The sequence below is a fragment of the Streptacidiphilus sp. ASG 303 genome (genome assembly GCF_020991365.1).
In the GTDB taxonomy this organism is placed as follows: Bacteria; Actinomycetota; Actinomycetes; order Streptomycetales; family Streptomycetaceae; genus Peterkaempfera.
In genome coordinates, this window is the sequence record NZ_JAJLRA010000018.1 from 63,006 (window position 1) to 79,772 (window position 16,767).

Sequence of the window (16,767 nt, forward strand, 5' to 3'; positions counted from 1 at the left end):
CCGCCGAGAGGTTCAACGCCCCCTCGGACGCGAGACCCTGCAGGGCCGCACCGGCCGGTCCAGCGAGCGCGAGGCCCGCCTGGAGCTCCTCCGACGGCTGCACCGCCACACCACCGTCCGCCGTCACTCCCGCCTCGGACACCGCAGCCCCGTCGCCCATGAGAACGCGCCCGGCACACCGTCGACCACGCTCACCCGAGCCGCACACCCCCGTGTCCGGCATCCGGGGTCGAGGCCCGAGGTTCGCGCGCGGATCCCGGCATGGCCGGCTCCCAGGGGTGAGCGGGAAGCGGGCCACGAGGCCGGTCTCCGCCGTGCGGGGGCGGCGCGCCCGCACGGCGGAGCGGTCAGACGGTCTTGACCGTGGTGCCTGCGCCCTCGAGCGCGGCCACTTCTTCGGCGGGTGCGGCGGTGTCGGTGACGAGGGTGTGCAGGAGGGTGGCGGGGCCGACGTAGGCGTAGGCGGTGCGGCCGAGTTTGGTGCCGTCGGTGGCGACGATGGTGCGGCGGGCCGAGGCGATACCCGCCTTCTTCACCGCGGCGTCGTCGAGGTCGTAGGCGGTCAGGCCGTCGGCCGCACTCAGTCCGCAGCAGCCGATGACGGCTGTGTCGAAGCGCAGGGCGGCCAGGGAGGCGAGGGCGAGCGGGCCGGTGAGGGCTCCCTCGGCCGCGCGGGGCTGCCCCCCGGGCACGACCAGCGTGGCCGCGCCGGGTGTCTCGCCGAGCAGGTGGATGGCCTGGAGGGACAACGGCATCACGGTGACGGGCCGCTCCCGCAGGAGCCGGGCAACCTCCAGGCAGGTGGTGCCGCTGTCCAGCAGGACGCTCTCGCCGTCGGCGATGAGCGCGGAGACCTCGGCCGCGATCCGGCGTTTGGTGTCGACCGATTCGCGGGCGCGCAGCGCGAAGGGGGGCTCCTCGCCGCGGAGCAGCAGGGTGCGTGCCCCGCCTCGGACGCGTTCGAGGACACCCTGGGCGGCGAGGGTGTCGAGATCGCGCCGGATGGTCATCTCCGAGGCGCCGGTCAGCTCGGCGAGTTCCCGGACCGTGGCGCCGCCGGAGTCCCTGACGGCCTTGGCGATCAGTCCGTGCCGGTCTGCGTTGCTCATACCGCGATTGAACACCACCAGGAATCAAACAGTCAGTACGTTCATTGTATGGACTTTCAAACATAATTAATGTTCGTTACGGTGGGCGGCATGGAACGTTCGCTTCGAGCCGCCCGTGGGGCGACCTACATCTACTTCGTCCTGTGCGGCACCCTGATGGGCATCTGGGTGGTGCACATCCCCGCCATCGAGGACCGCGTGGGCATCAGCCACGCCACCCTCGGCGGCCTGCTGGTGCTGCTCGGGCTCGGAGCCTTCATCGGGATGCAGGTGGCCGGCCCCCTGACCGACCGCCTGGGCTCGCGCATCGTGGTCCCCGCCAGCGGCATCCTGTGCGGCGCCGCCCTGGCCCTGCCCGGCCTCGCCCAGGATCCGTGGACGCTGGCCGGCGCGCTGCTGGTCTTCGGGTTCTGCAACGGCTGCCTGGACGTGAGCATGAACGCCCACGCCGTGCACGTGGAGAAGGCGTACGGCCGTCCCGTCATGTCCGGCTTCCACGCCACGTTCTCCGTCGGCGGCGTCCTCGCCTCGCTCGTCGGAGCGGGCGCGGCGAGCGCGGGCCTGAACCCGGCCGTGGGCATGGCCGCCACGGGAGCCGTGGGCGTCGTGGTCGCCCTGGCCTCGGCACGCGCCCTGCTGCCCGCCACCCCCGCCGTCGAGGACCCCGGATCCGGCTCCGTGACGGAGCCCGGGGCGGCATCGGCCGCCGAGCGCCGCAGCAGCACGGGGCGGGTCCGGCTGCTGGCCGTCCTGGCACTGATGATCATGCTGTGCGAGGGTGCCGCCAACGACTGGAGCGCTCTGCACCTGAAGGACGTCCTCGGTGCGCCCGCCGGCACGGCCGCCTTCGCGTACGGCACCTTCGCGGCGGCCATGACCCTCGGCCGGCTGCTCGCCGACCGCTTCGTCGCCCGCTTCGGGTCCATGGCGATCCTGCGCCACGGCGCGGCCGCGGCCGCCGTCGGCATCACGCTCGTGGCCCTGGGCCCGTGGATGTGGGCTGCGTTCACCGGCTGGGCCCTGTTCGGGCTGGGCCTGTCGGGCTGTGTCCCGCAGCTGTTCAGCGCGGCCGGGCACACCGACCCCGCGGCCGCCGGCGCGAACGTCTCCCGCGTCGCCGGACTCGGCTACGTCGGCATGCTCGCCGGCCCCGCCGTCATCGGCTGGCTGACCCACCTCGTCGCCCTCAACCACGCCTTCGTCCTGCTGACCCTGCTGTGCGGGACCACCGCTGTGGGTGCCCGCGTCCTGCGTACCGGAGCCGGCCGCACCCGCGGGAGCGGGATGGCAGCCGGCAGCCACTGACCGCTGGTGCGCCACGGGCGGGCCGCCCGGGGCCGCCTGCCCTCCTGCTTCCGGTCGACGCCGCCCCCGCCCTTGCGGCCGCGTGCGAACCGGTCGACGCCCTCACCCGGTGGCTCCGGCGCTTCGCGGGCTTCATCGCCACGAAGCGCGGCCTCAGCGCCGCCCTGCACTCGGGGGACCCGGCCTACGACAGCCTGCCCGCCCACTTCCAGGAGCGCGTCGTGCCCGTCCTCGGCGCACTGCTCGGCACCGCCGCCCGGGCCGGCCGCATCCGCTCCGACATCGACCCCGAGGACCTGCTGCGTGCCGTGGGCAACCTGACCCTGCCCGCCCAGGACGACACCGACGGCCACACGCGGCGCATGATCGCCCTGCTCGTCGACGGACTCCGCTACTGCGTCCCCGCCGGGTCCGTCTGAGCAGCGGCCCGGCGGCGGCCTCCGCCCGGCGGTGCCGCGGGCGGCTTCCTGCCGGGGGTGTCGTCCGCCGACTCCGGGGAGCGGGGTCCGGACGCAGGGGCGGACCGCACGGCCCGCAGCGGACGCGGACCGCTCCGGCAGGGGGCCACGGCACGCCCGGCGGGCGGCGGGCACCCCGGGGAGCGCCGGTCCTGCGCCCCCGTACCGGTGACCGCCGGCGCCCTGGGAAGCACCGGCGGTCCCGGACGCGGGCCGCACACCCTCCCGTGCGGTCCGGAACGGCGGGTCACAGCCTCCCCCGGCCGTCCGCCCGGCCGGCGGCGTCGAAACCCGCACCCACGGGCCCGGCCCCCCAACCGCTTGCGGGGCCGGCGACGCCTCCGGCCGCAGGTCCCATCGTGCGGACCCCGGGCCCGCCGATCCAGCGCCGTGCCCTTTCCGCCCGGAGAGCCTTCCCCTTCGTGCAGGCGGACCGGGACCGGCGCCCCTCCCGGGTGGTCACGGCCTCCCCGCCGGCACCGCCCGTCAGTCCCGGCAGTGCCGCCCTTCGTTGATGCACGCCACGACCTCGGCCATCCGGGAGTCGGACATCACGTCGATGAAGAGGGCGTGGCCGGTCGACGGGTCGTGCCGCTGCTCGGGGAAGGAGTCCAGCGCGACCGGGGTGCCGGGCGGGACCGCGTACGCGACCACGACCCGCAGGTGCGGCACCGGGAAGGTGCCCTGAGGGCACGAGCCCCCCGGCAGGGGGAAGACCGCGTGGCTGCGGTGGTCGGCGCTGTCCGTGCGCAGCCCGTCCCAGCAGTCGGGGAAGTCCAGGGTGGTGGTCAGCCGGTGGCCGACCGGGCACCGCGTGTACCGCAGGGAGAGGCGGCCGGGGAAGCCCTCGCACCCCCACTCCGCGCGGGCGTGGGCGCCCCCGTCGGTGGCCGCCTTCGCGTCCCCGGTGACCAGCCGCAGGAAGCGCGGCATCGGCACGACCTGGCCCGTCGGGCTGCCGGAGAACCCGATGGACACCGAGGCGGGGTCGAGGACGGTCCCCGTGTTGCCGTCGGTCCCCGCCGTGCCGTGGGCGTCCCCGCCGCCCTCGCCGCCCGGCACCCGCAGCACGGGCCAGAAGAACGTCGACCGGTCGCCGTCCGTACAGGTCGTCCCGGCCGCAGCCAGGCTGTCGTCGGTGGAGAAGGCGTCGGTCGACAGATTGCCCACGTAGTCGTGGGTGTGGTGCGCGCCCATGGAGACGCCGGGGGAGAGCACGACGTTGTCCGTGTTCCGGTGGTGCTCCTCGTTCCGTCCGCAGTCCTCGGTCCAGGACCCGGTCGAGGCCCCCGGGGCGGGCGGCGGGTCGGCCATGGGGGCGACCTCGCGGATGTCGACGGACCACCCGGGTGCGGGGACGGGGCCGGCGTGGGCCGGACCGGTGGGGCCGGGCCGCAGGACTCCCAGGCAGAGGGCTGCGATGGCGGCGAGGCCGGCGAGGGCGGCGAATGCCGGGCCGCGTGTCCGCTTTCCGGACATGATGCCGATCTCCATGCGTGCAGTGTCGCAGCGGCCCGGCCGGTTGGTCAAAGGATCAACAACAGCTTCGGCCGTCCGATGTGCGCGCCGCGCCCTCTCGACGGCGCCGATTTAAATGGGTATGTAATATGCAAGTTATGCGGATGCGCTCCGGACCGGACGGAGGCTCCGGCGTGCGGCGAACGGTTTCCGCACGCCCGGTCCGCCGGTCCGGACCCGGGGCCGTGCGGCCCCGAAGGGCCCCGCAGGGGTTCCGCCGCAAGGGGCGGAGCGCCCCGTCGTCAGGGGCGCACCGCGCCCGCCCGGAGACGGGTGCCCCTCCCGCACGACATCCCGGAAGCCAGAGCCAGGAGTACCACTGATGCTGTCCCCCCAGGCCGCCCCCGTCGTCGAAGCGACCCTCCCCGCCGTCGGCGCCGCCGTCGGCGACATCACCGCACGCTTCTACGAGCGGCTCTTCGAGGCCCACCCCGAACTGCTCCGCGACCTCTTCAACCGCGGCAACCAGGCCAACGGCGCCCAGCGCCAGGCCCTGGCGGGCGCGATCGCCGCCTTCGCCTCCGCCCTGGTGTCCCACCCCGCGCAGCGGCCGGACGCGATGCTCCGCCGGATCGCCCACAAGCACGCCTCGCTCGGCATCGCCCCCGAGCAGTACGAGGTCGTCCACGAGCACCTGTTCGCCGCGATCGCCGAGGTGCTGGGCGAGGCGGTCACCCCCGAGGTGGCGGCCGCCTGGGACGAGGTCTACTGGCTGATGGCCAACGCCCTCATCGCCCTGGAGAAGGATCTCTACGCCGGTGCGGGCGTGGGGCCGGGGGCGGTCATGCGCCCGTGGACCGTCGTCTCCAGGCACCTGGAGACCGACGACGTCGCCACGTTCCTGGTGCGCCCGGCGGACGGGGGGCCGGTGCCCGCCTCCCTCCCCGGCCAGTACGTCTCCGTCCAGGCCGAACTGCCCGACGGCGCGCGCCAGATCCGCCAGTACAGCCTCTCCGGCCACCCCCACGGCGCCCTGCAGTTCTCCGTGAAGCGGGTCACCGGCACGCCGGACGGAGAGGTCTCCAACCACCTGCACGAGCACGTCGGCGTCGGTGACACGCTCCTGGTGAGCCATCCCTTCGGGGACGTCACGCTGGGCGGCGGCGACGCCCCGGTGCTGCTCGCCTCGGCGGGCATCGGCTGCACCCCCATGGTCGGCATGCTCTCCCACCTGGCCGCCACCGGGGCGACCCGCCGGGTGATCGCGGTCCACGCCGACCGCGACCAGTTCGCGCACGCCTTCCGCCCGGACCTGCACCGGCTCGTCGGCAGGCTGGCCGACGCCGAGGCGCACATCTTCTACCAGCGCCCGGTGGGGGAGTGGCCGGAGCACCGGAGCGGCCTCGTCGACCTCTCGACGGTGGAGGTCCCGGCGGGCACCACCGCCTACCTGTGCGGACCCCTCCCCTTCCTGCGCTCGGTCCGCGGACAGCTCATCGAGGCCGGCGTCCGCCCGGCCGACATCCACTACGAGGTCTTCGGCCCCGACCTGTGGCTGGGCGCCGGGGCTTGAGACGTCCGGGGGGTGCGGACGCCTCCGCACCGCCCGGGGGGTGCGGCCGCCGCCGGTGTCAGCCGGCGGCGGCCGCCGCATCCGCCCCCTGCGGGCGGTGGTGCGCCGGCGCGGGCAGGCTCAGGAGGAGCGGGCCGGTCGGCCCCGCGACCAGGTCCGCGATGGTGAGCTCGTCCAGGACCGCGTAGAAGGCCTCCTGCGCGCGCCGCAGGGCCCCCCGCAGGCGGCATCCCGTGCGCAGCGGGCACGGCACCGCGTCGTCGCAGCCCACCACGTCGCCGACGCCCTCCAGCTCCCGGGCGAGCCAGCCGACGGAGAACGCCTCGGCGGACGTGCTCAGGGCCAGGCCGCCGCCTCGGCCGCGGCGGGCGTCCACGACCCCCAGCTCGGCCAGCCGGTGGACCGCCTTCGCCGCGTGCGTGTAGGGCACGGCCAGTTGCTCGGCCGCCTCGCGGGTCGTCAGCAGCTCGTCCTGGCCGGCCGCCGCCAGGCGCATGACGATGCGCAGGGACAGGTCGGTGAACTTGGTGAGCCTCATCCGCTCAGTCTACCAAAAATAGGCATTTCTATACCGACTTATCAACCGTGCATCCTGCCAGGCCGCCGACGCCCGGCGGTCCTGTCGCAGGCCGTGGGAGTTCGACGGTCCGGGCGGGCGGATGCGGTGGGGCCACTGCCGAGGAGGGGACCGGGAGATCCGGTTGTCGGGGGCGACCGTATTCCGGTCGGTCCGCGGCCCGGGGCCGGTCCGCCGCCGGGGCGCCCGGGCAGTCGTTGCGCACTCTCGGGCACGCGGCCGGAGGGCCGCGGTTCCGTTCGTCCAGAATGCAGGGACGGCCCGGGTGGCGCCCCTGCCCCCGACTCCCCGCCCTCGTTCCCCTTCGCCCGCCTTCCGGAGCAGCGCCATCGAACTCCCCGACGTGTCCACGAGCGAGTCCCAGCGGTTCCACGACGCCCTGGACGAACTCGCCGTCCTGTACCGCAGTGCCATCCGCACCGTCGCGACGATCTCCCGCGGCGTCTCCCACTCGGCCTGCACACTGGAGTCCCTGCGGGAGGACGTCCGGCTGGTCCGCAGGGCCGACGCCGGCCCGGAGGTCCCGCACGCAGTCGGCCTCCACCCCGAGGACGACGACCTCACCCCGTTGCACCTGGCGGCCTGCACGGGACCGCGTGAGGCCGCAGCGCTCCTGGCGGAGCTGGCCGGCAGAGCCCCCGCGCAGCCTCCCCGGGCCGTTCCTCCGGCGGGTGCGGTCGAGCGCTCCTGCGTCGCACTGCTGTCGTGGCAGTACCACGGGACCCCGGGTGTGGAGGGATGGGAGCTGTTCGCCGGCGCGGACCGGACGGAGGTCGCGACGATGCTTGCCCGCATCGCCCTGCAGTTCGCCGAGGAGGCGGGTGTCGACGTCCCGGCCTGGCTCGCGCGGGCGGGCGCGGACGCGGCCGCCCGCTGAGGGGCCCTGCCCCGGGTCCCGACGGGATCCGCGGACGGGGGCAGGTGGCGCCGGACGGTGGTCCTACAGCAGGCCGCGGCGGAAGGCGTAGGCGACGGCGTGCACGCGGTTGCGCAGGGAGAGGCGCGTGAGCACGCCATGGATGGTGCTCTTGATCGTCCGCTCCGAGTAGTGCAGTTTGGCCGCGATCTCGGCGAGGTCGAACCCCTCCGCGAGCAGCCGCAGGATGTCCACCTCCCGGGTGGACAGGCCCGACGGTGTCAGGTTCCTGGGGGCGAGCACGTTCTGCTGGATCGACCCGATCTCCTCGACCAGCGCCCGCACCGCCGTGTCCGGCAGGTCGGCCTTCCCCTGGGCGCTGCGGAGGACCGCCTCGGTGACCCGGGAGAAGGTGGTCGAGGCGCGCGGGAGCAGTGCCACCAGCCCGCAGCCGACCGCCCGCACCAGCCGGGGCTCGTCGACGGCGTCCGCCACCATGACGAAGCGCATCGCGGGGTTGGCCGCCGTCCGGCGCAGCTCCTCCATCCGGATCAGGAGCTCGTCCGTCACCCGGCGTGTGAGAACGAGGACGACGTCCGCCTCTCCCGCGTGGTCGGGGTCGAGCAGGACCACCGGTCTGCTCGACCGGAAGTAGGCGTCGGCCCCCTCGGCCGAGAGGGTGTCGCAGCCGATGACGGCGAGGCGCGGCCTGACGTTCCTGGTGCCGGCAGTGCCGGCGGGTGCGGGATCGGTGTCCATCGGGGCGTCCTGGGGGTCGGGTTCCGCGGTGCCGTGCGCGGGTGCGCGGCCGCTGGGGCCCTCCTGGTGGAGTTCCGCACCGTCTGATAGTTACAGTATCAACCATCAGAGTTGGACTCCGGTCACCGGAGGGCGGGTCAGGCGGGTAGCCTGGGGCGATGACGCAGACATCCCGCCCCCTCACCCGCCGTGAGGAGTACGCGCAGGCCACGCGCCGGTCGATCCTGGACGCGGCGAGGCGGCTCTTCGCCGCGCAGGGGTACTTCGCCACCAAGGTCGAGGACGTCGCCGCGGAGGCCCGCGTCGCTCCCGCCACCGTCTATGCGGTGGCCGGCGGCAAGCAGGGGCTGCTGGGGGAGCTTGCGCGGACCTGGGTGCGGCATCCTGCGATGCAGGCCTCCGAGGACTGCGGGGCGGTGACGGACGAGCCCGGCGACGTCGTCCGGGGGATCGCCGCGTCCTCCCGCAGGATGCTGGACGAGGTCGGCGACCTGGTCCGCGTCGTCACGGCCGCCGCGCCGCACGACCCCGGCGCGGCGGGCCAGCTCGCCCTCGCCCAGCAGGCACTCCAGGACGCCTTCACCGCCGCGGGCCGGAGGCTCGGGGAGCTCGGCGCCCTCCGGCCCGGCGTGGACGACCGGCACGCCGCAGACGTCCTCAGGTTCTACCTGTGCTATCCGTCCTTCCTCACCCTCCACGAGCAGAGCGGCTGGTCGTTCGACCGGGCCGAGACGTGGCTGGCCGAGCAGGCGTGCCGGGAACTGCTGGGGCGGTGAGTCCACGGCGCCGAAGGGTGAAGTGCCCCTCGGCGCCGACCAGGCCCGACACGGCTCCGGACCGGGCCCGCCCGGGTCCTCAGGGCACCACGGTGACCGGCCGCCGCCCGGCACGCACCAGCCGCACCGCCAGGGACCCGACCAGCCGGTGCCCGGTGTGTGTCGAGGCGCCCGCCACGACCGCGTCCGCCTGCAGCTCCTCCGCGAGCGGGGAGAGCTCCCGGAAGGGGTCGCCGCTCAGGGAGCCGGACTCCACCCGCACGCCGGCGCCCCGTGCGCCCTCCTCCAGCTCTCAGGGGAAGCCGCCGCCGCCGTGTCACGGACGGGGGGCACGGATGCGCGAGGACCGCAGGACGGGGGCGGCGGTCCGGCGCGGCGTCGGCCGTCCGCGTCGCCCGAGGCCGGACCGGACGGTCAGCGGAGCGACCACTTCTGGTTGGTCGTGCCCTTGCAGGTCCACAGCTGCAGCGCCGCTCCGTTGCCGGTCGCCCGGTCGGTGACGTCGACGCACTTGTCCGACCGCGGGTTCACCAGGTCGCCCGCCGGGGTGAGGACGAACTTCTGAGCTGCGTTCCCGCTGCACCGGGCCAGCTGGATCACGGTCCCGCTGTGCCAGTCCGCGCCGGCGACGTCCATGCACATGCCGAGCGCACCGACCGAGCCGTCCCGGGCGAACACCCACCGCTGCCCGGCCGTCCCGGTGCAGTCCTCGATCCGCAGCGGCGTGCCGTCCCGGCCCTGCCCGCCTGGCACGGCGATGCACCGGTGCGACGCGGCACCCACGATTCCGCGTCCCGCGGGCGTCGCCGCCTGCGTCCGCGTCACGGACGCCGTTGATGTCGCCGAAGGGGCGGCCGTACCCGGCCGGGCCGTCACGGTCGCGGTGACCGTCGCCGCGGCGCGCGGCGGGACCGCCGCCCGTCCGGAGCCGCGGCGGCCCGACGGGCTGGGGGTCGGGGGCGCGTCCGGTGTGCGGGTGGCGGCGGTGGCCGTGGGCGTCGCCGCGGCCGCCGCGGGCGGCTTCCCGCCGTCGCCGGGAGTGCCGGACCGCAGTGCCCCCACGCCGACGACGGCCCCCGCAACCGCGGCGACGAGCACGCAGGCGGTCACCGCCCGGGAGCCGGGGCCCGGTCCCCCTCCCCCGGCGATCCGGCGGGCCCTGCCCGCGAAACTGCGGGCGAACCCGGGTATCCCGGGGCCGCGGGGCTCACTGTCCGAGGATTCGTGCATTCTCGCTCCTTTCATCCGCCGTCTGCGCTGCATTCGTACGGAGGATGAGGCATCGGTCAAGAGGAATGTGCTTCCGGGCCGCCGTATCCGTATCCAGGGCCGGAGCGAGGGAATTCTAGACAGCCGCCTCCCGTGCGGGCGGTCGCCACCCTCCCCCTTTTCCGCGCAATCCCGGGGCTGCCCTCTCGGGCAGTCCCCCGGTGGGCGATCGGGAAGACGTCGCCGCCGGTTCCCCGTGCCGCTGGCCCCACCTCTGACAGGCGATTACTTTGTGGTCGGCCGAGAGGCCGGCATCCGGCACCGCCGGACCCGCCGGCCCGTTCCCCGACTCCTCTGCCAGACTGCGACGGAAGGCTGCGCCCGTGTCCGTGAACCACGGCTCGTTCCCGATCGACGGCGGCACCCTCTACAAGGTCACCATCGCCGAGGTCTCCCAGGGGGCCGCCTCCTGCACGCAGACCGCAGCCACGGTCCAGAGCCACCTGGCGGAACTGAAGACGTACGTCCTCGGCCTGGAGGCCGACTGGCAGGGCAGCGCCTCGAACCAGTTCCAGCACCTGATGGCCACCTACGACGCCGCCGCCCAGCTGCTGCACACCGCCCTCACTCAGATCGCGGGCGGCCTGGGCGGAACGGCGCTGAACTACGAGACCGCCGAGCGCAGCGCACAGCAGCACATCGGCACCGTGCACATCCCCGCGGCCAGGCTCGCCTGACCCCGACCACAGCAGGAGGAACCCCGATGGCCAGTGTGGACGGTACCCCGATCCTCGTCGGCGGCGGACTGCAGCCGGCGGGCCAGACCCTCGAGTCGAGGGCCCAGGACATCGAGAACGAGCTCATCGCACTGCGCAACAAGCTGAGCCCTCTGATCGACGCGTGGAGCCAGAGCCGGGCCGCCACCTACTACCAGTCCTGCATGGCCGACTGGGACACGGCGGCGCGGACCCTCTTCGGCAGCGAGGCGGAGGTCGGTGTCCTCGGCACCATCGCGGCCGTCGTCAGGCAGTCCTGGACCAACTACCAGATCGAGGAAGAAGCCAACATCTCCACCTGGCGCACCTCCTGAGCCGTCCCGGCGGGGACGGGAGCGAGTCCGGAGCACACCGAGAAAGGCCACCGAGTGCAGAACGAGCGCTGCCACGTGACGGTCGTGGGAGAGCTGCGGCGGGTCGACATCGCGGTCCCCGCACGTGCGGCGATCGCCGAGTACACCCCTGAACTGCTGCGCCTGTGCGGCCAGGACGACTCCGCGCACGACGCGCTGCCCGCCGCCTGGTCGCTGTCCCTGCCGGGGGCCGCACCCCTACCCCCGACCGCGTCCCTGGCGGAGGCGGGGATCCTCGACGGCGCCACCCTCTACCTCACCGACGTCCTGTCCGGCGAGTTCGACGAGCCGGTGGTCACGGACCTCGAGGAGCAGGTGGCGGAGGCCGCCGTCAAGGGTGTCTGGGACGTCCGGCTGCGTGCCCTCACCGCCACCGTCCTGGCCCTGGCCGGGATCGTGGCCGGCCTGGCGGCTCTCGCCCTGTCGGAATCCCCGGCTCCCGTCCTCGCCGCCCTGTGCACCGCCGCAGGCCTCCTGCTGGCCGCCGGGGCCGGCCACGCCACCCGCCGGGGCTGGTCGCTTCCCGTCGGCGTGCGCCTCACCGCCGCCTTCGCCGCGGTCCCGCTCTGCGGACTTGCCGCGTTCTGTCTCCCGGCGGCGAGGAGCGGCGACGGGAGCGGCCCGGCGTTCGTCGTGGCCGGCGTCTTCCTCGGCGCGCTCGTCGCCCGGCTGGTCGTCCCGCACGCCGTCGGGTCGGCCGTGCTGGCCCTGGCCCTCCTGGTCTTCGCCCTCTCCACCTTCCTGGCCTCCGTCGCAGCGGACCTCCAGCAGTCGGCCTCCGCCGTAGCCGTGGTGGCCTCCGCGGTCCTCGCTGCCGCGCCCACCCTCGCCGGGCAGATCGCCGCCCTGGGGCTCACCCCGGAACGGGGATCTGAGGTCCGGCAGGGCACGGACACCGACGTGCCGGGCCTGGTGCGCACCGCGCGGCTGATGCTCGTCGGCATCTCCTGGCTGTGCGCGGCGCTCCTCGTCCCCTGCCTCGTCGTCCTGGGCACCGCGGACGGCCCCTACGCCCCCGCGTTCGCGGTCTGCATGTCGCTCTCCCTGCTCCTGTCGGCCGGTCGCCTCACCCTGGCAGCCGCCGTCCTGCCCCCGCTGGCCGCGGGCGTGTGCGGCCTGACCGCGACCGCGCTCCACCTGCCGCGTGAGCTCGGCGCACCCGGCTGGACGGGGCCCTCCCTCGTCCTCCTCGCCGCCCTCCCGCTCCTCGCCCTCGGTACGGTCCGGGCCTTCTCGGCCGCGGACGAGCCCGCCGAGCGGCCCTCCTGGCCCGACTCGCTCGCCTGGTTCCTCTCCCTCGCCTGCATCCCGCTGTCCATGGGCCTCTTCGGCATGTTCACCTACCTCCTCGCCCTCGGGGAGAGCCTGTGAGGGCCGCGGCACGCACCCCGTCCCGGGGACTGTCCCGTCCCGCCGGACCGGCCCCCGCCCCGACCTCCGGCGGTCCGCGGGGGACACGGTGAACGCGACGAGGCAGCTCCGCGTCGCCGAGCGCGGCTGGGGCGCCCACCGGTCGGTCGGTGCGGCCGTCCGGGCCGCCGACGCCGGGGGTGTCGTACTCGTCCGGCCCGGCGTCTACCACGAGGCCCTGGTCATCGACCGGGACGTCACCGTGCGGGCCGAGAAGGGCCCGGGGACGGTCCGCATCGTCTCTCCCCGGGGCCCGGCCGTCACCCTCACCGGCTGTGCCGCCACCCTGCACGGCCTGCACCTCGAGGGTCCCGCCGCGGGCGGTCCGGCCCTCGCCGTCCGCGGGGGAAGCCCCGTGGTGGAGGACTGCACCGTCCTCGGCGGCCGGATCGAGGTCGCCCTCGACGCCTCCGCCACCCTGCGCCGCTGCTCGGTGGAGGGTGCCGTCCGCGCCGGACTCCACCTGGCCGGCACGAGCACCACCGTGATCGAGGACTGCACGGTGGAGTCGGTCGACGGCCACGGCCTGCTGGCCGACGGGGAGGCGCGTGTCGAGGCCCGCCACCTGACCGTCACCGGGGCCGGAGGGAGCGGGGTCGTGCTGGGCGGGTCCTCCTCCGCCGTCCTGCACGAGGCGGTCGTCGGACACTGCGGCGACGTCGCCCTCCTCGTCCTCGGACGGGCGGGCACCCTGCTCACCGACTGCAGGCTCCACGACACCGGGGCCCAGGGCGTGCGGATCGAGCCTTCCGGCGCGGACGAGTCAGCGACCGGCCCGCAGGACGGCCCCGCGCCCCGGCGCGACCCCTCCGCCCACCGGACCCGACTCGACCGGTGCGAGGTCTCCGGTACGGGCGCCCAGGGCGTCCTGGTCTGCAACGCCGGGGACCTGTGGATGCGCGACTGCCAGGTCCGCGCGACCGGCGGCGGGGGAGTCGTCGCGACCGGTGCGGCCCTCCTGGAGCTCCACGGTGTCCGGGTCTCCGACTCCGCCGGCACCGCGCTGGCGCTCGCGGACCGGGCCCGCGCCTCCGTCCACGGCGGTGCCCTGCTGCACTCCGGCGCCAACGGCGTCCACCTCGACGGCGGGGCCGTCCTCGACATGAGCGGCTGCACGGTCTCCCGTACGGGCTTCACAGCGGTCCACCTCGGCGAGCGGACCCGCGCCGGACTGCGCGACTGCACGGTCTCCGACAGTGCGGAACACGGCGTCAGCGTCGGCGCCGGCGCCGACCTGGAGGCCGAGCGCACCCGCGTCGAACGCTCCCGGATGACCGGGATCGCCGTCCGGGACGGCGACGCGGTGCTGCGCGCCTGCGTCGTCGACGGCGCGGACACCGGGATCAGCCTGGCCACCCGCCACCGCCCGCTCCTCACCTCCTGCGAGGTCCGTGCCGCCGGGCGGACCGCCGTCGAGTTCGGCGCCGGGACCGGCGCCGTCATCATCGGCGGCCGGATCGAATCCGCCGGCTCGGCCGGGGTCCTGCTCGACGAGGGCTGCGAGCCCTCCATCGAGGACCTCACGATCGAGGACACCCGGGGCAGCGGCCTCGTGGTGTGGAGCGGGGCCCGGCCGCGGATCCGCTCCCTGCGGGTGGCGGGAGCGTCCAAGAACGGCCTGTACCTCCACGACGGCGCCGCGGGACTCCTGGAGGACTGCATGGTCTCCGGGACCGGTTTCCCCGCCGTGTACGTGGGCGCGGAGGCCGCGCCCGTGCTGCGACGCTGTGTCGTCAAGGACACCGCCGAGGACGTGTACCTCGCCGACGGTGCCGCGCCCGTCTTCGAGGGATGCACCGCGGTCGGTGTCGCCTCCACCACGCCGGCCTTCACCGCGCCCGCCGCCTCCGACGCCCCGGCGGGGAACCCGCAGGACGTGCCCGGTGCCGCCCCGGCCCCCGTCGCCGGGCGCGACGGTGCCGCCGGCGAGGACCTGCTCCCCGGGCTGATGGGCGAACTGGAACGGCTGGTCGGCCTGCGCGAGGTCAAGCGCGAGGTCGCGGCACTGACCGCGGTCATGCGCATGGTCCGGCGCCGCAGCGAGGCCGGACTGGCCGCCCCGCCGCTCAGCCAGCACCTGGTCTTCGCCGGCAACCCCGGCACGGGCAAGACGACGGTGGCCCGCCTGTACGGCAGGATCCTGGCGGCCCTGGGCGTTCTGGGGAGCGGCCACCTCGTGGAGGCCGACCGGGGCAGTCTCGTCGGAGAGTACCTCGGGCACACCGCCCCCCGGACCACCGCGGTCTTCCGGCGCGCGATCGGGGGGGTGCTCTTCATCGACGAGGCGTACGCGCTGGTGCCCCAGGGGCAGGGCGCGGACTTCGGCCAGGAGGCGGTTTCGACGCTGGTCAAGCTCATGGAGGACCACCGGGACGAGGTCGTGGTCATCGCCGCCGGCTATCCCGCCGACATGGAGCGCCTCCTCGATTCCAACCCCGGCCTGGCGTCCCGCTTCACCCGCACCCTGCACTTCGACGACTACTCCGGACCTGAGCTGGTGGAGATCGTCCGGGGCCAGGCCGGCCGCCACCAGTACGTCCTGCCGCAGGAGACCCTCGACGGCCTGCTCGGCCACTTCGAGGCGGTGGAGCGCAACGAGCGCTTCGGCAACGGGCGCACGGCGCGCCAGGTGTTCCAGCTGATGACCGAGCGGCACGCGCAGCGGGTCGCCGGCATCGACGGGCCCAGCACGGAGGACCTCAGTGTGATCCTGCCGCAGGACCTGCCCCCGGTGGTGCGCTGATGCGGCTCCACCGGGGGCGCTGCGCCCGCTCAGACGACGGGGCTGCCGCCGGGCGGCGGCGGGAGCTCCGCCTTGCGGTCCATGAGGGCGTACGACTGCCCTGCCTGGTTGACGGCGGCAAGGAACTGTCCTACGAGCTCCAGGGCGTTGCCGATCTGCAGCAGCACCTTCTCCTGGACCGGGTTCATGGTGGCGGCGAAGTCCCGTGCGTTCTTCTGGAAGGAGGCCGACACGTCCCGTTCGTGCTCCTGCAGGCTTCCCGGCTCCCCTCCTGCCCCGCCGTTGTGGCTGGTCCACTGCCACTTGACGGTCGCGTGCTGCCCGAAGACGGTGTCCTTGCCCGCTTCCACGGTGTCGCGCAGCGCGGTGTAGTCGGCGATGGTGGCCCTGAGTGCCCCGAGCACGGTCGTCTCGGCGCTCCGCAGGCCCGCCAGGTCGATGTCCAGCAGCCCCGTCGGCACCACGTCGGTCGCGTTGCCGCCCTTGCCGCCGTCCGGCGACGGCGGCGGGTCGTTGAACGTGGGTGGTGCCGGCCAGATCACGCCCAGGTCCGGGACGAGGTAGCCGAGGTCCTTGCCCGCGTCCGGATCGGGCGCGTTCGGGTCGGGCGCGTTCGGATCTCCCATGGGCCGGTCCTTTCCTCCGGTGGGGAGCCGTCCCGCGGAATGCGGACGACGGCCTTATCGCAGCGCCGCACATCGTGGCACGGGGGGGCCTGCCCCACTGCATTCCGCCGGATTCCGGGGAATTTCAGGCACAGCTTCTGCCGGAACGGATCGCAATGACGGGAAAAGGCGCATGCGCCTGGTTGAGGGGTTTCTCATGGGTGTTTCGGACAGGGAATTCAAGGTCGACCTCCAGGAGCTCGCCGACGCGGCCGCGGGTGTCCGGCGCCACGCGTCCCGGATCGACGAGGCCCTGGACGGCATCAGCCGGACCTTCACGTCGATCAACACCGCATGGGTCAGTCCGGCCGCCGACACGCTCACCCCGGTGGAGACCTGGTTCACCAACGTCGCGCGGGACCTTCGGGACCTGCTCGACGAGATGGTCCGCCGCATGCACACCGCCCATGCCAACTACTCGACCGCGGAGGAGCACAACCACCGCAGCCTCATGACGCACCAGGACAGGGTCGGGTCCCACCACGGGGGCTCCCGCCAGGGCCGGTCGCACCACGGTGTGCCGCGCCGCGAAGCCGTGGCCGGCCACGACGACCACCGGCTCAGGCCCGCCACGGAACGGGTCTCGCCCGGCAGTGGCCCGGCACCCGCCGCGACGGAGCCGTCCGCGCCCAAGGCCGCCCTCCTGCCCGATGCGTAGCCGCGTCTCCGGACCACCCCTCCCGGCCCTGGTCCCGTCCCGCCCCTAACCCGCCCGCGATCCGGATCCGCCGAGGAGCCGG

At 74.6% G+C, this 16,767-nt stretch carries 16 protein-coding genes and 1 pseudogene; 10 read left to right on the forward strand and 7 right to left on the reverse strand.

The annotated features are described in order from the left end of the window. Positions 1 to 347: 347 nt before the first annotated feature. Positions 348 to 1,109 carry a DeoR/GlpR family DNA-binding transcription regulator gene (locus tag LO771_RS20840; RefSeq protein WP_230654697.1) on the reverse strand — a complete coding sequence of 254 codons (762 nt, stop codon included), beginning with the start codon at positions 1,107 to 1,109 and terminating at the stop codon, positions 348 to 350. A 90-nt stretch (positions 1,110 to 1,199) separates the two neighbouring features. Here LO771_RS20840 and LO771_RS20845 point away from each other — a divergent pair, with 90 nt between their 5' ends. Continuing rightward, positions 1,200 to 2,414 carry an MFS transporter gene (locus LO771_RS20845; RefSeq protein WP_230654699.1) on the forward strand — a complete coding sequence of 405 codons (1,215 nt, stop codon included), beginning with the start codon at positions 1,200 to 1,202 and terminating at the stop codon, positions 2,412 to 2,414. After that, a complete protein-coding gene (locus LO771_RS31680; RefSeq protein WP_374228208.1) occupies positions 2,327 to 2,833 on the forward strand; it encodes a hypothetical protein in 507 nt (168 codons plus the stop codon). The genes LO771_RS20845 and LO771_RS31680 overlap by 88 nt, the downstream gene beginning before the upstream one ends. Positions 2,834 to 3,358: 525 nt before the next feature. On the opposite strand, the gene LO771_RS20855 is transcribed toward LO771_RS31680, so the two are convergent. After that, positions 3,359 to 4,366: a DUF1996 domain-containing protein gene (locus tag LO771_RS20855; RefSeq protein ID WP_230654703.1), complete on the reverse strand. Its 1,008-nt coding sequence runs from the start codon at positions 4,364 to 4,366 to the stop codon at positions 3,359 to 3,361. Between the two features lie 346 nt (positions 4,367 to 4,712). Between LO771_RS20855 and LO771_RS20860 the strand changes: the two genes are divergently transcribed. Further along, positions 4,713 to 5,903 (forward strand): globin domain-containing protein, encoded by a 1,191-nt coding sequence (locus LO771_RS20860; protein WP_230654705.1) that lies wholly within the window; start codon positions 4,713 to 4,715, stop codon positions 5,901 to 5,903. A gap of 58 nt (positions 5,904 to 5,961) precedes the next feature. On the opposite strand, the gene LO771_RS20865 is transcribed toward LO771_RS20860, so the two are convergent. After that, a complete protein-coding gene (locus LO771_RS20865; RefSeq protein ID WP_230654707.1) occupies positions 5,962 to 6,441 on the reverse strand; it encodes an Rrf2 family transcriptional regulator in 480 nt (159 codons plus the stop codon). A gap of 382 nt (positions 6,442 to 6,823) precedes the next feature. Between LO771_RS20865 and LO771_RS20870 the strand changes: the two genes are divergently transcribed. Further along, a complete protein-coding gene (locus LO771_RS20870; protein ID WP_230654708.1) occupies positions 6,824 to 7,357 on the forward strand; it encodes a hypothetical protein in 534 nt (177 codons plus the stop codon). A gap of 63 nt (positions 7,358 to 7,420) precedes the next feature. Here the strand turns inward: LO771_RS20870 and LO771_RS20875 are convergent, their stop codons facing one another. Continuing rightward, positions 7,421 to 8,095: a response regulator transcription factor gene (locus tag LO771_RS20875; protein ID WP_230654710.1), complete on the reverse strand. Its 675-nt coding sequence runs from the start codon at positions 8,093 to 8,095 to the stop codon at positions 7,421 to 7,423. A gap of 158 nt (positions 8,096 to 8,253) precedes the next feature. Between LO771_RS20875 and LO771_RS20880 the strand changes: the two genes are divergently transcribed. Beyond that, positions 8,254 to 8,871 carry a TetR/AcrR family transcriptional regulator gene (locus LO771_RS20880; protein ID WP_230654712.1) on the forward strand — a complete coding sequence of 206 codons (618 nt, stop codon included), beginning with the start codon at positions 8,254 to 8,256 and terminating at the stop codon, positions 8,869 to 8,871. Positions 8,872 to 8,950: 79 nt separating this feature from the next. On the opposite strand, the pseudogene LO771_RS20885 reads toward LO771_RS20880, so the two are convergent. Then, a pseudogene (locus LO771_RS20885) lies at positions 8,951 to 9,151 on the reverse strand (universal stress protein); the annotation flags it as partial. Between the two features lie 134 nt (positions 9,152 to 9,285). Next, positions 9,286 to 10,134: an RICIN domain-containing protein gene (locus tag LO771_RS30805; protein ID WP_308188961.1), complete on the reverse strand. Its 849-nt coding sequence runs from the start codon at positions 10,132 to 10,134 to the stop codon at positions 9,286 to 9,288. 329 nt (positions 10,135 to 10,463) lie between these two features. Between LO771_RS30805 and LO771_RS20895 the strand changes: the two genes are divergently transcribed. From LO771_RS20895 to LO771_RS20910, 4 genes are all read left to right on the forward strand, one after another. Beyond that, the gene (locus tag LO771_RS20895; protein WP_230654716.1) at positions 10,464 to 10,817 is read left to right on the forward strand and encodes a WXG100 family type VII secretion target; all 354 of its coding nucleotides are present in this window, start codon (positions 10,464 to 10,466) and stop codon (positions 10,815 to 10,817) included. A gap of 26 nt (positions 10,818 to 10,843) precedes the next feature. After that, on the forward strand, positions 10,844 to 11,170 hold the full coding sequence (locus LO771_RS20900) for a WXG100 family type VII secretion target (RefSeq protein WP_230654718.1): 327 nt from the start codon (positions 10,844 to 10,846) through the stop codon (positions 11,168 to 11,170). Positions 11,171 to 11,245: 75 nt separating this feature from the next. Further along, positions 11,246 to 12,580: an EsaB/YukD family protein gene (locus tag LO771_RS20905; protein ID WP_230654720.1), complete on the forward strand. Its 1,335-nt coding sequence runs from the start codon at positions 11,246 to 11,248 to the stop codon at positions 12,578 to 12,580. 88 nt (positions 12,581 to 12,668) lie between these two features. Further along, positions 12,669 to 15,362: a right-handed parallel beta-helix repeat-containing protein gene (locus LO771_RS20910; RefSeq protein WP_230654721.1), complete on the forward strand. Its 2,694-nt coding sequence runs from the start codon at positions 12,669 to 12,671 to the stop codon at positions 15,360 to 15,362. Positions 15,363 to 15,391: 29 nt separating this feature from the next. Here the strand turns inward: LO771_RS20910 and LO771_RS20915 are convergent, their stop codons facing one another. Continuing rightward, complete coding sequence (locus tag LO771_RS20915) at positions 15,392 to 15,988, reverse strand: hypothetical protein (RefSeq protein ID WP_230654723.1); 597 nt, start codon at positions 15,986 to 15,988, stop codon at positions 15,392 to 15,394. 196 nt (positions 15,989 to 16,184) lie between these two features. On the opposite strand from LO771_RS20915, the gene LO771_RS20920 reads away from it, so the two are divergent. Continuing rightward, positions 16,185 to 16,685 carry a WXG100 family type VII secretion target gene (locus LO771_RS20920; RefSeq protein WP_230654725.1) on the forward strand — a complete coding sequence of 167 codons (501 nt, stop codon included), beginning with the start codon at positions 16,185 to 16,187 and terminating at the stop codon, positions 16,683 to 16,685. The last annotated feature ends 82 nt before the right edge of the window (positions 16,686 to 16,767 follow it).